At 70.2% G+C, this 14,944-nt stretch carries 14 protein-coding genes; 8 read left to right on the top strand and 6 right to left on the bottom strand.

Going from position 1 to position 14,944, the window contains the following annotated elements; all coding sequences use genetic code 11:
• Positions 1–131 precede the first annotated feature (131 nt).
• Both ALI22I_RS22095 and ALI22I_RS22090 read left to right on the top strand, forming a co-directional pair.
• Complete coding sequence (locus ALI22I_RS22095) at positions 132–1,055, top strand: helix-turn-helix domain-containing protein (protein ID WP_238598505.1); 924 nt, start codon at positions 132–134, stop codon at positions 1,053–1,055.
• Positions 1,052–1,228, top strand: a complete 177-nt coding sequence (locus ALI22I_RS22090; RefSeq protein WP_077007439.1) for a DUF397 domain-containing protein — start codon at positions 1,052–1,054, stop codon at positions 1,226–1,228. The genes ALI22I_RS22095 and ALI22I_RS22090 overlap by 4 nt, the downstream gene beginning before the upstream one ends.
• On the opposite strand, the gene ALI22I_RS22085 is transcribed toward ALI22I_RS22090, so the two are convergent.
• Both ALI22I_RS22085 and ALI22I_RS22080 read right to left on the bottom strand, forming a co-directional pair.
• A complete protein-coding gene (locus ALI22I_RS22085; RefSeq protein WP_143532358.1) occupies positions 1,206–2,339 on the bottom strand; it encodes a sensor histidine kinase in 1,134 nt (377 codons plus the stop codon). The two genes, ALI22I_RS22090 and ALI22I_RS22085, sit on opposite strands and share 23 nt — an antisense overlap.
• A complete protein-coding gene (locus ALI22I_RS22080; RefSeq protein WP_143532357.1) occupies positions 2,336–2,992 on the bottom strand; it encodes a response regulator transcription factor in 657 nt (218 codons plus the stop codon). The genes ALI22I_RS22085 and ALI22I_RS22080 overlap by 4 nt, the downstream gene beginning before the upstream one ends.
• A 105-nt stretch (positions 2,993–3,097) precedes the next feature.
• On the opposite strand from ALI22I_RS22080, the gene ALI22I_RS51050 reads away from it, so the two are divergent.
• The 5 genes from ALI22I_RS51050 (at position 3,098) to ALI22I_RS22055 (ending at position 8,395) form a co-directional block, all read left to right on the top strand.
• Entirely contained in the window at positions 3,098–3,571 is a 474-nt protein-coding gene (locus tag ALI22I_RS51050) for a hypothetical protein (protein ID WP_077007438.1), read from the top strand.
• On the top strand, positions 3,568–4,626 hold the full coding sequence (locus ALI22I_RS22070; protein WP_077007437.1) for a peptidoglycan-binding domain-containing protein: 1,059 nt from the start codon (positions 3,568–3,570) through the stop codon (positions 4,624–4,626). Before ALI22I_RS51050 ends, ALI22I_RS22070 begins: the two co-directional genes overlap by 4 nt.
• On the top strand, positions 4,623–5,288 hold the full coding sequence (locus tag ALI22I_RS22065) for an ABC transporter ATP-binding protein (protein WP_077007436.1): 666 nt from the start codon (positions 4,623–4,625) through the stop codon (positions 5,286–5,288). Before ALI22I_RS22070 ends, ALI22I_RS22065 begins: the two co-directional genes overlap by 4 nt.
• Positions 5,281–6,474 carry an ABC transporter permease gene (locus ALI22I_RS22060; RefSeq protein WP_077007435.1) on the top strand — a complete coding sequence of 398 codons (1,194 nt, stop codon included), beginning with the start codon at positions 5,281–5,283 and terminating at the stop codon, positions 6,472–6,474. The genes ALI22I_RS22065 and ALI22I_RS22060 overlap by 8 nt, the downstream gene beginning before the upstream one ends.
• A gap of 67 nt (positions 6,475–6,541) precedes the next feature.
• Entirely contained in the window at positions 6,542–8,395 is a 1,854-nt protein-coding gene (locus ALI22I_RS22055) for a tetratricopeptide repeat protein (RefSeq protein ID WP_077007434.1), read from the top strand.
• Between the two features lie 33 nt (positions 8,396–8,428).
• On the opposite strand, the gene ALI22I_RS22050 is transcribed toward ALI22I_RS22055, so the two are convergent.
• From ALI22I_RS22050 to ALI22I_RS22035, 4 genes are read right to left on the bottom strand one after another with little or no spacing between them, the layout of a single operon-like run.
• The gene (locus ALI22I_RS22050) at positions 8,429–8,644 is read right to left on the bottom strand and encodes a formate dehydrogenase subunit delta (protein WP_077007433.1); all 216 of its coding nucleotides are present in this window, start codon (positions 8,642–8,644) and stop codon (positions 8,429–8,431) included.
• Between the two features lie 2 nt (positions 8,645–8,646).
• Positions 8,647–11,469 (bottom strand): formate dehydrogenase subunit alpha, encoded by a 2,823-nt coding sequence (gene fdhF / locus ALI22I_RS22045; RefSeq protein WP_077007432.1) that lies wholly within the window; start codon positions 11,467–11,469, stop codon positions 8,647–8,649.
• The gene (locus tag ALI22I_RS22040; protein ID WP_077007431.1) at positions 11,466–13,013 is read right to left on the bottom strand and encodes a formate dehydrogenase beta subunit; all 1,548 of its coding nucleotides are present in this window, start codon (positions 13,011–13,013) and stop codon (positions 11,466–11,468) included. Before ALI22I_RS22040 ends, fdhF begins: the two co-directional genes overlap by 4 nt.
• Positions 13,010–13,495: a formate dehydrogenase subunit gamma gene (locus ALI22I_RS22035; protein WP_077007430.1), complete on the bottom strand. Its 486-nt coding sequence runs from the start codon at positions 13,493–13,495 to the stop codon at positions 13,010–13,012. Before ALI22I_RS22035 ends, ALI22I_RS22040 begins: the two co-directional genes overlap by 4 nt.
• 91 nt (positions 13,496–13,586) lie before the next feature.
• Here ALI22I_RS22035 and ALI22I_RS22030 point away from each other — a divergent pair, with 91 nt between their 5' ends.
• Entirely contained in the window at positions 13,587–14,912 is a 1,326-nt protein-coding gene (locus ALI22I_RS22030; protein ID WP_077007429.1) for an MFS transporter, read from the top strand.
• Positions 14,913–14,944 lie beyond the last annotated feature (32 nt).

The following is a 14,944-nucleotide window of genomic DNA, read 5'->3' as shown; positions in this document are numbered from 1 at the left end:
AGCGTGCCCCGGCACCGCCCACGGCACCACCGGACGGCGGCCGGCGGGGCAAGCCTGCCGATCTTCGTCCCCCACGGGTCGGCGGGCTCATGTCATTGTGGGGTATATGCACCCTTTGTGCACTCGATCGAGTGAAACCGGGCGGGATGCGGAACCGCACTAGGGTGTTCGCAGTTCTTTTCCAGCGAGGAGCGATCCGCATGGCAGCCGTCCAAACCCGACGCAAGCGCAAGCTTGGTCAGTTCCTCAACGCTTTGCGCAAACGCGCGGGCAAGACCGAGATCGACTACCACGCGCTGACACGGAAGACCCAGTCGACGCTGTCGCGGATGGAGAACGGGTACATCAGTCCGAGTTGGACCGAACTGGGCGCGCTGCTCGGGCTCTACGGGGCCACCGACGCCGAGCGGCGCGAGGCGGAAGCGTTGTGGGAGGACGCGAAGCAGGACGGCACCCGCCTGGTCTACGCCGCGGCGTACACACCGGAAGCACGCACCTACGCACGACAGGAGGCGGACGCCACTGAGGTTCGCACCATCGAGATGATCGTCATCCCCGGACTGCTCCAGACCCCCGCCTACGCGGCGGCGATCAGGCACGCGGGCCGGCGGTTCATGGACGCGTCGGTGTCCGTGGAACAGGTGGCCGCGGCACTGGCGAACCGGCAGCGCCGGCTGCCCGGTTTACGCCTGCACGCGGTGATCGACGAAGCGGCCCTGCACCGGGTCGTCGGCGGCGCCGGGGTCATGCGTGAGCAATTGTCGCATTTGCTCGAGAAGGGGAAAGCGGACAACATCACTATCCAAGTGGTTCCGTTCGGCGCCGGTGCGCACGGGACCATGTCCGGTGGTGGCGCGACCGCTCTCCGCTTCGAGGACAGTGATCCTTCCGCCGTGTACCTGGAGTACGCCGGCGGCGGCAAGTGGGTGGACAATCGCGCCGACGTGCAGAAGTACCTGCTGCACTTCGAGGAAATGGTGAGCGAGGTCGCCCTGTCGCCCAAGGACTCGGCTTCGTTGATCAGAAAACTGGCAACCGCACTAAGGGACACATGAACATCGACAAGACGTGGCGCAAGAGCACGTACTCCGGCGCGGGGAACAACTGCGTCGAGCTGGCCGTCGGACCGAGCACGACCAGCGTCAGGGACAGCAAACGACCAGGACCCGGATTGACCTTTGCCGACCGTCCATTCCGGGCGTTCCTCACGTCTCTCCGGAAAACCTGACCGTCACCGCCAACCCGCCGTCCGCCCCCGGTGTCGCGGTCACCGTCGCACCGTGGGCGGCGGCGATGGCCCGGACCATCGACAGACCCAGGCCCAGACCGCGTTCACCCGTCGTGGTGGCCATCCGGTCGAGCCTGCGGAACGGTCGGAACAGCCCCTCCACCTCGTACGGCTCGATCTTCGGGCCGGTGTTGGCCACGACCAGGACCCCTGGTCCGGCGTCCACGTCCACCCAGCCGTCCCGGTGGTTGTGCCTGATCGCGTTCTCGACCAGGTTGCGCACCAGGCGCTCCAACAGCACCGGGTCGCCGACGACCTCGCACGGCGCCATCTCGTGGTGCAGGTCCACGCCCGCCCGGTCGGCGATGTGCTTGGACTGCCGCAGCACGTGCTCGGCTATGTCGGACACGGAGGTGCGGCTGCGCTCGGTCAGCTCGTTCTCGCTGTCGGCCAACGTGAGCAGGCCGTCGATGAGCCGTTCGTGGCGGGCGTTGACCTCCAGCAGTTCCGCGCCCAGCTGCTTGGCGTCCGCCGATGCGCCCGGACGGGTGACGGAAACCTCGATGAGCGCTCGTTTCACGGCCAGCGGGGTGCGCATCTCGTGCGACGCGTCGGCGACGAACCGGCGTTGGCCGTCGAACGCGCGGTCGAGCCGGTCCAGCATGGCGTTGAACGTTTCAGCGAGTTCGGCGACCTCGTCGCGCGGGCCGGTCGGCGGGATGCGCTCGTGCAGGCCGTGGCCCGCCGCGATCCGCCGCGCGGCTTCGGTGATGCGGTGCAGTGGCTGCAACGCGCTGCGCGCCAGCAGCCACCCGAACGCCACCGCGACCAGCGCCACGCACAGCAATGCGAGGCCTCCTCGGGTGACCAGCGACTCCAGCACCTCGTCGCGGTAGCGGACCTGGGCCTCGCGGATGGCCGCGATCACCTGGTCGGGGGGCGCGCCGCGCAGGTCGCGCAGGCTGACCGCGTCGGTGAACGGCTGGAGCCGGACGTTGAGGCTCTGCCACGCCAGCAGGTAGGTGACGGCGAGCAGGGCGGCGCCGGCGAGCACGAACAGCCCGCCGTAGAACGCGGTCAGCCGGCCGCGGATGCTCCACCGGGCGATCACGGGATCCGGTATCCCACACCGGGCACGGTCTCGATCACCGACGGCTCACCGAGCTTGCGGCGCAGTTTCATCATGGTCACCCGCAGCGCGTTGGTGAACGGGTCGATGTGCTCGTCCCACACCTTCTCCAGCAGGTGTTCGGAGGTCACCACGGCCCCCGCCGCGCGGACCAGTTCGGTCAGCAGGGCGAATTCCCTGTTGGCCAAGGGAATGAACTCACCCGCACGGGTGACTTGCCGGCGGGCCGGATCGACCCGCAGATCCGCCCGTTCGAGCACCGGCGGGTTCGGCGGCCGGACTCTGCGCAGCAGCGCGTGCACGCGCGCGGACAGCTCCACGAACGCGAACGGCTTGGGCAGGTAGTCGTCCGCGCCGAGGGCCAGCCCCTCCACCCGGTCGCGCACCGCGGCGGCGGCGGTGAGCATGAGTATCCGGGTCTCGGCGCCCGAGTCGGCCACCTGGCGGCACACGACGTCGCCGTGCACGCGGGGTATGTCGCGGTCGAGCACGAGCACGTCGTAGGCGTTGACCGACAGGCGCTCCAGCGCGGAGTCGCCGTCGTGCACCACGTCGACGGCGAACGCCTCGCGCCGCAGCCACTCGGCGATGGTCGCCGCGAGCGTCGTTTCGTCTTCGACCACGAGAATGCGCATGCGGTCCATCGTCCGCCGATGTCCATAACCTCCGCATAAGCAGTTCTGGTTATGCGGAGGTTATGGCGGCGCTGGTCGACTGTCCCCACGGACGAAGGAGGGGACATGCGATGCAGCATCGCGCTGGCCGCTTTGGCGCTGGCGCTCACCGCGTGCGGCACGGGCGGTGCCGAGGTGGCGGCGCCGTCGTCGAGCGCGGAGATGAGCCAGGAGGACCGGTCGCGCAGGTTCGCGGGGTGCATGCGCGACAACGGCGTGGACATGCCGGATCCGGATCCGGGCGGCGGCAAGCTGGGCGGTCTGGGCAAGGCGGACCGCACCGACCCGGACTTCGAGGAGGCCCGCGACGCGTGCCGGGAGTTCCTGCCGGGCGGCGGCGATCTGTCCAAGTTGGACCCGGAGATGCTGGACCAGCTGCGCGAGTTCACGCAGTGCATGCGCGACAACGGGATCGACATGCCGGACCCGGACCCGAACGGGGGCAAGCTGGGCGGCCTGGGCAACGTCGACCGCGACAGCCCCGCGTTCCAGACGGCGATGAAGGCCTGCCAGGACAAGTTGCCGGTGCTGGGCCGATGAGCAGACGCGTGCGGATCGCTCTGGGAGCCGGTGCCCTGGTCGTGCTCGGCGCGGGAGGTGTCGCCGCCGTCGGGTTCGGCGGCGCCGATCCGACCCCCGCCAGTGCGGCGGACCCGCCACCCGCCACGGCGAAGGTGGCGGCGACGACGTTGACCCGCACCGAACGGGTCACCGGCACGCTCGGCCACGGCACGGCCACGCCCGTGCCGGTCGGCGCGCAGGGCACCGTCACCTGGTTGCCCGAGCCCGGCGCGGTCATCGGGCGCGGTCAGGCGGTGTACGAGGTGGACGGCCGGCCGGTCCCGCTGCTGTTCGGCGCGACACCGGCGTACCGGTCGCTGTCCTCCGGGGTCACCGGCCGGGACGTCCGCCAGTTGGAGGAGAACCTCCAGGTGCTCGGCTACGGCGGCTTCACCGTGGACGAGTCGTACACCTCCGGCACGGCCGCGGCGGTGCGCGCGTGGCAGAAGGCGCTGGGTGTGCCGGAGACGGGGGCGGTGCAGCCGACGGACATCGTGGTCACCGGCGGTGACGTGCGGGTGGCCGAGTTGAAGGTCCAACCGGGCGGCCGGGCCACCGGGCCGGTCCTCACCTACACCGGCACCACGCGCGTCGTGGTCGTGCCGCTGGAGGTGGGCAAGCAGCACCTGGTGGCCGAGGGCGTGGCGGCGACAGTCGCCCTGCCGGACGGCAAGTCGGTCGAGGGCAAGGTCGAGTCGGTGGGCACCGTAGCCACCACCACCAGCCCCGCCCAGCAGGGCGCGACCGCGACGACCACGGTGGACGTGGTGGTGTCGGTGGCCGACCAGGCGGCGTTGGGCCGCCTCGACTCGGCACCGGTGGACGTCCTGCTGGTGTCGGAGCGCAAGGAGAACGTCCTCGCGGTGCCGGTGGGTGCGCTGGTGTCCCTCGGTGAGGGCAAGTACGGCGTCCAGGTCGTCGAGGGCGGCGCGACGCGGTACGCGCCGGTGGAGACGGGGCTGTTCGCCGCCGGTCAGGTGGAGGTCACCGGCGAGGGCATCGCCGAAGGCGTCGAAGTGGGTGTTCCGCGATGACACCGGTGGTCGAGTTGCGCGATGTCGGCCGCGAGTACCAGGGGGTGGTCGCCTTGCGGGACGTGTCGCTCACCGTGGAGCGCGGTGAGCTGGTGGGCATCGTCGGTCCGTCCGGGTCCGGCAAGTCCACGATGCTCAACCTCATCGGCACCCTGGACCGACCCTCGCACGGCGAGGTGCGCATCGACGGGCACGCCGTCCGCGAACTGTCGGACCGGGCCCTGTCCGCGTTGCGGGCGAACACGATCGGGTTCGTGTTCCAACAGTTCCACCTCGCCGCCGGCGTATCCACAGTGGACAACGTGGCCGACGGTCTGCTCTACACGGGCGTGGGCCTGAAGCGGCGCCGCCAACGCGCGGTGGAGGCGTTGGAGACCGTCGGGCTCGGGCACCGGCTCACGCACCGGCCGCACGAACTGTCCGGCGGTGAGCGGCAGCGGGTGGCGATCGCCCGTGCGGTGGTGGGCCGGCCCGCGCTGCTGCTCGCCGACGAGCCGACCGGCAACCTCGACTCGACGTCGGGCGAAGGGGTGTTGAGGCTGCTGCGCTCCCTCAACGATGCGGGTACCACGATCCTGGTCATCACCCACGACCAGGAAGTGGCCGCGACCCTGCCTCGCCGGGTGGACGTGCGCGACGGGCGGGTGGTGGGTGATGGCTGACCTGCGACCGGCCCGCCTCTCACCGGCCGACGTGCTGCGCGTGGGCGGCGCGGGCCTGCGCGCCAGACCGACGCGGGTGGTGCTGTCCGCGTTGGGCATCGCGATCGGCATCGCGGCGATGATCTCGGTGGTGGGCATCTCGACATCCAGTCGCGAAGACCTCAACCGCCGCCTCGCCGCGCTGGGCACGAACCTGCTGACCGTCGGCCCCGGTCAGACGCTGTTCGGCGAGCAGACCCACCTGCCGACCGAGTCGGTGGGCATGATCGGCCGGATGGACCCGGTCACGTCCACCACCGCGACCGGCCAGGTGGTCGACGCGAAGGTCTACCGCAACGACCACGTCCCAGAGACCCAGTCCGGCGGCATCGGCGTCCTGGCCACCAGAACCGACCTCCTGGACACCGTAGGCGCCATGGTCGCCAAGGGCGTCTTCCTCAACGAGGCCACCGCCCGCCACCCGGCCGTCGTCCTGGGCCACAAAGCCGCCGAACGCCTCGGCGTCGCCGCCCCGAACGAACCCGTCCACCTCGGCGGCGAGTGGTTCACCGTCGTGGGAGTCCTGCACCCGACGCCCCTGGCACCCGAACTCGACACCGCCGCCCTGGTCGGCTGGCCGGTGGCCCAACAGCAACTGGGCTTCGACGGCTACCCGACCACGGTCTACGCCAGATCCAGGGACGACGCCGTGCACAGCGTCCAAGCCAATCTGGCCGCGACCGCCAACCCCGAACACCCCGACGAAGTGGAGGTGTCCCGCCCCTCGGACGCCCTGGCGGCCAAACAGGCCACCGACGAAACCCTGAACGCCCTCCTCCTGGGCCTGGGCGCGGTAGCCCTCCTGGTAGGCGGCGTAGGAGTGGCCAACACCATGGTCATCTCGGTCCTGGAACGCCGAGCCGAAATCGGCCTCCGAAGATCACTGGGCGCCACCCAAGCCCAGATCCGCACCCAATTCCTGGCCGAATCACTACTCCTATCCGCCCTGGGCGGCGCCGCCGGCACCCTCCTGGGCATTCTCGTGACCACGTCCTACGCCACCTACCAAGACTGGCCCTCAGTAGTACCGGCCTGGGCCACAACCGGAGGCATAGCCGCAACCATGGCCATCGGCGCCCTAGCCGGCCTCTACCCCGCAATCAGAGCCGGCCGCCTCTCACCCACCGAGGCCCTCGCAACGCCTTAGCGACCCACAGCTGGGCACTCCGCACAAAACGGGTCCCACCCGAGAAAGGAGGTGATATAGCTCGACCGTGGAAGGCACCCAGCGGGCGGAGGCGATGTTCGGCGGTACCGCGGAACAGGCCCTGCGCGACATCAACCACACGACCAACCACTACTACGCCGCCCGGCGCGCCCCGATCACCTCGGGCACCTCGGTCGCGCCTCCGCTGGGCCGTCTGAACCACAAGGTGTGCGGCCGGTCCGAGCTGGTCGCCGCGGTGACCGACGACCTGGGCGGCTCGATCGCGGTGCTGGCGGCCGGGGGTGGCTTCGGCAAGACCACCGTCGCCCTGGAGGCGGCCCGGAGCCTGCCGAGGGTGTGGTGGGTGGACGCCTCGTCGCAGGGCAGCCTCGTGGCGGGCTTGGCCGAGGTGGCGTTGCAGGCCGGTGCCGACTCGCACGAGGTGCAGGAGGCGTGGGCGGGCCGTGGCGGTTCGGCGATCGAACTGCTGTGGCGCAACCTCGACCACCAGGCCGAGCCGTGGCTGCTGGTCTTCGACAACGCCGACGAATCGTCCGAAGCGCTCTACCGCCGGGCCATCGCGCTCAGCCGGGTGGCGGTCGGCGAAGACCACATGGAGACATTCCGCGCCCGGCATGCCTTGGGGTACCTGCTGAGCGACAAGGGTGACCTCGCCGGTGCCGAGGCCGAATGCCGGTCGTTGGTCGACGACCAGGTGCGAGTGCTCGGCCCGGACTCACCGGTCACCTTGACCACCCGCAACCGCCTGGCCTGGATATTGCGGCACCAGAGCCGGTGGACGGAGGCGGAGACCGAGTTCCGCGCGGTGCTGGCGGAGCGGAGCCGGACACTCGGCGACACCGCGCTCCCCACCCTGAATAGCAGGCACCACCTTGGCCACCTGCTGGCGGCAGTGGGCAGGTTCGCCGAGGCCGAGGCGGAACACCGCGACGTGCTCGCGGTCATGTTCGACCAGCTCGGGCCGCAGCACACCGACGTGCTGGAGATGCGGAAGTGCTTTGCCCAGGTACTCGAAACGCACAGTCGGTATGCGGAGGCCGAAGCGGAACTGCGCGGCGTGCTCGCGGTGCTCGACCCGGACTCCGACGAGATACCGCGACCGTTGTTGGGCGTGCGATCCATCCTCGCGCTAGTGCTGCGCAAGCAGGGGCGACTGGACGACGCGGAGGTCGAGTACCGCCGGCTGCTCGACCAGAGCACCCGTCGGTACGGCGCAGACCACCCCGACACCCTGAATGTCAGGCACGACTTCGGTCACCTGTGGGAGGTCCGGGGCGACCTGGCCACTGCGGAGGCCGAGCACCATCGCGTGGTGGAGGCACAGAAACGCGTTCTCGGGCCGACCCATCCCGACACGCTTCGCACTAGGAATTGCCTGGCGTGGCTGTACCGTGGTCAGAAGCGCTACCAGGAGGCGGAAGCGGAGTACCTGGCGGTGCTCGACGTGCAGGAACGCATGTACGGCGCCGACCACCACATCGTACTGAGCGTCCGGCACAAGTTGGGCCACGTTCGGGGCGAGAGCGGGGATCTGGTCGCGGCGGAACGCGACCACCTGGAGGTGGTCGAGCGGAAGGAACGGGTGTTGGGGCCGCTGCACCCGGACACCGTGATGAGCCGTTACCGCCTGGCCGACCTGATCCGCGAGCAGGGGCGGCTGGCGGACGCGGAGGTCGCGTTCCGGTCGGCGCTGGCGCTGGAGGTCCAGGTCTACGGTCCCGAGCACTCGACCACCCTGGTCACCCACTACCACCTCGCGGGCGTGCTGGCCGACCTCGGCCGGCGGGACGAGGCCGAGGCGGAGTACCGGGTGGTGTTGGAGGCGGAGACGCGCACGCTCGGTGAGGAGCATCCGAACACCGTCAAGACCCGGCAGAAGCTGGCCGCGCTGATGGGGTGACCGGTGCACCAAGCCGGTCACCCCGGATAACGGTCAGGAGCCGACCAGTTTGGCTGCGGCCAGGGCTACCGGGTCCAGGGACTCGGGGGCGGTGGTGGCGTGGTGTTGGAGGTCGGTTCGCATTCTGGGGTCCCAGAAGCGTTCGATGTGGGTGGCGATGGCGGTTGCGGCGGTGTCGGGGGGTTGGTGGTGGAACTGGCGGGCGATTTCGTTGGCCAGTCGGACGGTGGGTGGGGTTGTGCCGCTCATGGTCAGTCGATCACCGCCCGTTCGCGGGCTGCGGTGAGTTCGTCGGCGGCCTCCGCTGGATCGGGCGGCTGGGAGCGGAGGGCTACCTGGACCGCTGTCACCTTGTACTCCGGGCAGTTGGTCGCCCAGTCGGAGTTTTCCGTGGTCACCACGTTCGCGCCGGTCACCGGGTGGTGGAAGGTCGTGTAGACGACACCGACCGGCATCCGGTCCGACAGGACCGCGCGCAGTGAGGTGGCGCCGACCCGGCTGGCCAACGTCACCGAATCGCCGTCGCCGATTCCGCGCACGTCCGCGTCGTGCGGGTGGATCTCCAGCACGTCCTCCGGGTGCCAGGCGATGTTGGCCGTCCGCCGGGTCTGCGCGCCCACGTTGTACTGGCTCAGAATCCGCCCGGTGGTCAGGATGAGCGGGAATTTGCGGGTTGTGCGCTCGCTGGTCGGCACGAACGACGTCGGCACGAACTTGCCCTTGCCGCGCACGAACGAGTCCACGTGCATGGTCGGCGTGCCGGTCGGCGCGTTCTCGTTGCACGGCCACTGGATGCTGCCCAACCGGTCGAGCGCGGCGAACGACACCCCCGCGAACGTCGGCGTCAACGCCGCGATCTCGTCCATGATCTCGCGCGGGTGCTTGTACGGCATGTCGTAGCCCAGCGCCGCCGCCAGCTCGCACACGATCTTCCACTCGTGCTTGCCCGTCTTCGGCGCCATCACCGGCCGCACCCGGTTGATCCGGCGCTCGGCGTTGGTGAACGTGCCGTCCTTCTCCAGGAACGACGTGCCCGGCAGGAACACGTGCGCGAACTTCGACGTCTCGTTCAGGAACAGGTCCTGCACCACCACCAGGTCCATCGCCGTCAACGCCGCCGTCACGTGCGCGGTGTTCGGGTCGGACTGGGCGATGTCCTCACCCTGCACGAACAGGCCGCGGAACGTGCCCGCGATCGCCGAGTCGAACATGTTCGGGATGCGCAGGCCGGGCGTCGGCAGGATGCTCCGCCCCCACACCCCTTCGAACACCGTGCGCACCGCGTCGTCCGACACGTGCCGGTAGCCCGGCAGTTCGTGCGGGAACGAGCCCATGTCGCACGACCCCTGCACGTTGTTCTGCCCGCGCAGCGGGTTCACCCCGACACCGTCACGGCCGACGTTGCCGGTGGCCATGGCCAGGTTCGCCATGCCCATCACCATCGTCGAACCCTGGCTGTGCTCGGTCACGCCCAGCCCGTAGTAGATCGCGGCGTTGCCGGCGGAGGCGTAGAGCCGGGCCGCCGCACGGATCTCCGCCGCCGGCACCCCGGTGATCGACTCGACCACCTCGGGGCTGTTCTCCGGCTGCGCGATGAACGACGCCCACTCCTCGTACCCCTCGCAGCGCGCCGCCACGAACTCCGCGTCCACCAGCCCTTCGGTCACCACGACGTGCGCGAACGCGTTCACCACGGCCACGTTCGTGCCGGGCTGCAACTGGAGGTGGTGGGTGGCCTCGATGTGCGGCGAGCGCACCAGGTCGATCCGGCGCGGGTCGATCACGACGAGCTTCGCGCCCTCCCGCAGCCGCCGCTTCATCCGCGACGCGAACACCGGGTGGCCGTCGGTCGGGTTCGCCCCGATCACCACGATCACGTCGGCTGCCGCCACCGAACGGAAGTCCTGCGTGCCCGCCGACTCGCCGAACGTCTGCTTCAGCCCGTACCCGGTGGGGGAGTGGCACACCCGCGCGCACGTGTCGACGTTGTTGTTCCCGAACGCCGCCCGCACCAACTTCTGCACCACGTACACCTCTTCGTTGGTGCACCGCGACGACGTGATCCCGCCGATCGAGCCGATCCCGTACGAAGACTGGATCTCCCGCATCCGTGACGCCGTGTAGGTGATCGCCTCCTCCCACGACACTTCACGCCACGGATCGGTGATCTTCTCCCGGATCATCGGGCCCAACACCCGATCCGGGTGCGTGGCGTAACCGAACGCGAACCGCCCCTTCACGCACGAGTGGCCCTCGTTCGCCCCACCGTCCTTGTACGGCACCATCCGCACCAGTTCGTCACCGCGCAGCTCGGCCTTGAAGGAGCAACCGACACCGCAGTACGCGCACGTGGTCAGCACCGTCCGGCTGGGCATCCCCAGCTGCACCACGGACTTCTCCTGCAACGTCGCCGTCGGGCACGCCTGCACGCACGCGCCGCACGACACGCACTCGGACGCCATGAACGACAGCCCGCCGGGGGACACCTTCGACTCGAACCCGCGCCCCTCGATGGTCAACGCGAACGTCCCCTGCGTCTCCCCGCACGCCCGCACGCACCGCGAGCACGAGATGCACTTGGACGGCTCGAAGTCGAAGTACGGGTTGCTGGTGTCCTTCTCCAACGACAGGTGGTTCTCGCCCTCGTACCCGTACCGCACCTGCCGCAGCCCGACCGCGCCGGACATGTCCTGCAACTCGCAGTCGCCGTTGGCCGAACAGGTCAGGCAGTCCAACGGGTGGTCGGAGATGTAGAGCTCCATCACGCCCTGCCGCAGCTTCTCCAGCCTCGGCGTCTGCGTGCGCACCTTCATCCCGTCGGCCACCGGCGTGGTGCACGACGCGGGCGTACCGCGCCGGCCGTCGATTTCCACCAGGCACAGCCGGCACGACCCGAACGGCTCCAGGCTGTCCGTCGCGCACAGCTTGGGGATGTCGATCCCGCTGGTCGCGGCGGCGCGCATGACCGACGTGCCCTCCGGCACGGTCACGGGGATGCCGTCGACCTCCACGGTCACCGAAGTCGAGGACGTCGACGCCGGTGTGCCGAAGTCCGGTTCCTTCAAGATCGTCACGGGGTGACCCTCCTTGGCGTGAAGTCGTCGGCGAAGTGCTGGAGCGCGCTCCGCACCGGGTTGGGCGTCAGCCCGCCCATCGCGCACAACGACCCGTCGGTCATCAGTTCGCAGAGATCGCCCAACAGGGCCAGGTTGTCGTCCACGTCCTCGCCGCCGACGATCCGATCGATCACCTCGACCCCGCGCACCGCCCCGACCCGGCACGGCGTGCACTTGCCGCAGGACTCCTCCGCGCAGAACGAGAACGCGAACCGCGCCATCGAAGCCATGTTCACGGTGTCGTCGAACACCACGATCCCGCCGTGGCCGAGCATCGCGCCCGCCTCGGCGAACGCCTCGTAGTCCATCGCCAGGTCCAGCCCGGACGCCGGCAGGTACGCCCCCAGCGGCCCGCCGACCTGCACCGCCCGCACCGGCCGGCCGGACAACGTGCCACCGCCGTGCTCCTCGACCAGGTCCCGCAGCGAGATGCCGAACGCGGTCTCGAACACCCCGCCGCGCGCGATGTTGCCCGCGAGCTGGAACACCTGCGTGCCACGCGAGCGCTGCACGCCCAGCGCCTGGTAGGCCGCGCCGCCGTCGGCCAGGATCGCGGGCACCGAGGCCAACGTCAGCACGTTGTTCACCACGGTCGGCTTGCCGAACAGGCCGGTGATCGCGGGGATCGGCGGCTTCGCCCGCACCACGCCCCGCTTGCCCTCCAGGCTCTCCAGCATGGAGGTTTCCTCACCGCAGATGTACGCGCCCGCGCCGACTCGCACCATCAGGTCGAACTTCAGCCCGGACCCGAGCACGTCGTCCCCGAGCCAACCCTGCGCGTAGGCGATGTCGATCGCCCGGCGGAACGTCCGCACCGCTTCGGGGTACTCCGACCGTATGTAGATGTAGCCCTCGGTGGCGCCCACCGCGAAACCCGCGATGGTCATTCCCTCGATCAGGCAGAACGGATCACCTTCGATGAGCATCCGGTCCGCGAACGTGCCGCTGTCGCCCTCGTCGGCGTTGCAGCACACGAACTTCAGCTCACCTGGTGTGTCCGCGACGGTCTTCCACTTGATGCCGGCCGGGAACCCGGCTCCACCCCGCCCGCGCAACCCGGAATCGGTCACCTCGGCCACGGTCGCGGCCGACCCGATCTCCAACGCCCGGCGCAGTCCCGTCAACCCGCCGTGCGCGAGGTAGTCCTCGGGTGACAACGGATCGGTGACGCCGACGCGCGCGAAGCACAGCCGGTTCTGCGCCCGGAACCACGGCAGCTCCTCGACCACGCCGACCCGCAGCTCATGCGGTGCGCCGTCCAGCATCCCGTCCGCGATCAACGCGGGCACCGCGTCGGAGGTCACCGGCCCGTACCCGATCCGCCCGGCCTCGGTGACCACCTCGACCAGCGTCTCCAGCCACAACATGCCGCGCGAACCGTTGCGGACGACCCGGACGGCCCGACCCGTGAGCGCGGCTTCCCGGGTGATCGCGGCGGCCACGGCGTCCGCGCCGACCGAGAGGGCGGCGGCGTCACGTGGGACGTACACGGTGGTGGTCATGACGTCCTTCCAGAGGGGGATGACACTGTGAATTCCGCGTTGATCACGCCGTCCAGCCGGGCCGGGTCGAGCCGTCCGTGCAGCCGCCCGTTGACCTGGGCGGCGGGTCCGAGGGCGCAGTTGCCCAGGCAGAACACCTGCGCCAGGGTGACCGCGCCGTCCGCGCTGGTCTGTCCCACTTTCACGCCGTACGCGGCCTCGGCGTGCTCGACCAGGCGCTCCGACCCGACCGCCTGGCACGCCTCCGCGCGGCACAGCTGCACGGTGACGCGGCCCGCGGGCTCGCTGCGGAAGTCGCTGTAGAAGGTGACGACGCCGTGCACGTCGGCCCGGGACAGGTTCAGCTCCTTGGCCACCAGCGGGATCACCGACTGGTCGACGTAGCCGAATTCGGCCTGGATGCCGTGCAGGATCGGGAGCAACGCGCCCCGGTCGCCGCGGTGCGCCTCGATCACGGCGAGTACCCGTTCCACCACGGTCATGTGGCCTCCGCCCGCCTGAAGGGTGTTCAGGAATGCATACAAGGTAGTAGGCTACTCAATACTGTATACAATCTGCAAGGAGGTAGCCCTCATGCAGGTGCGTGAAGTCCTCGACGTCTACGGCCGCCGCTACCGCATCGGCGAGTCGGACCACGAGCTGCTGGGCCGTCCACGAGGCCGGATCGCCTGGCTGAGCGGTATCGCCATGCTCGTCACCGGCACCGGCCAGTACGGGTTCGGCGCCCTGGTGCCCACCCTCGAACAGCGGTGGAGCCTGGTCGAGCTGTGCTGGGCGTTCGCGCTCTGGACGGCGTGCCAGGCCGGGATCGCCTTCCCCGCCGCGTGGCTGCGCGAACGCGGTCTGCTGCCACCGCGCACCGCCGTCGTGCTCGGCGCGGCGCTCAGCGCGATCGGACTGCTCACCCTCGGGTTCGCCGACCACCTGCTCGTCGTCCACCTCGGCTACTCGCTGATCGGCGGCGTCGGCACGGGCCTGGTCTACGCGACGTGCGTCGGCACCGTCATCCGCTGGTTCCCGGACCGGGTCACCGGCCGGATATCCCTGATCACCGGTGTGTTCGCGCTCGGCGGCGTGCCGTTCGCGCTGGCCGCCGGCGTGTGGTTCGACCTGGGCAACCGGGCCGTGTTCCTTTCGGTGGCGGCGCTGGTGGTGCTGGTGGTCGTGACCGCGTGCGGGCTGCCGTTGCGCGATCCGCCCCGCAACTGGTGGCCCGCCGACATCGACCCGCGTCGGCGCGAAACCCGCACGCACCGCAGCAACCGGCCCGCGATCCGCCACTTCAAGCCGGGGGAGGCGCTGCGCAGCGGTGTTCTCGTGCCGATGTACGTGACGGTGGCGTTCGCGGCGGCCGTGTCGTTGTTCGACCTGGTGTTCCTCGCCGCCCTGGTAGTCGACACAGTGCCGGACGGCACGGTGTTCGCGGCGGTGGCGTTGGCGGTGCCGGCCGCGTCGGCGGGCGCGGGTCGGCTGCTCGCCGGGCGGATCTCCGAGGCCATCGGCCGCCGGCTCACGCTGCGGCTGGCGATGGCGACCGGCGGCCTGGCCCAACTGGTGCTGCTGTTCGGCGGGCAACGGCAGGACGCCGTGGCGTTGCTGATCGGCGCGGGCGTCGCCGGTCTGGGCACGAGCTGCTGCTACTCGCTGCTGGTCGGCCTGGTGCGCGAGTACTTCGGCGAGGACACCGCGCCGCTGAACTTCGCGATCATCTACAGCGCCAAGGCACTCGGCGGCGTCGTGGGCGTCGGCCTGGCGTCACTGGTCGTCGTGGCGCACGGCTACCCGGGCGCGTTCCTCGCCGCCGCCGTCCTCGGTGTGGCGGGCGCGGCGTTGGGCGGGCGGTTCGGCCACCCCGGACGTCCCCGCCGACTGCTGCCGCTCCCACGTGAGGCGTCGTGACCACCCGGCTGCCCCGGTTGGCACCGGGACGG

It is taken from the genome of Saccharothrix sp. ALI-22-I, assembly GCF_001984175.1.
Lineage (GTDB): Bacteria > Actinomycetota > Actinomycetes > Mycobacteriales > Pseudonocardiaceae > Actinosynnema.
Note: the sequence above shows the minus strand (reverse complement) of the source record. Positions and strands in the feature narration are given on the sequence as shown.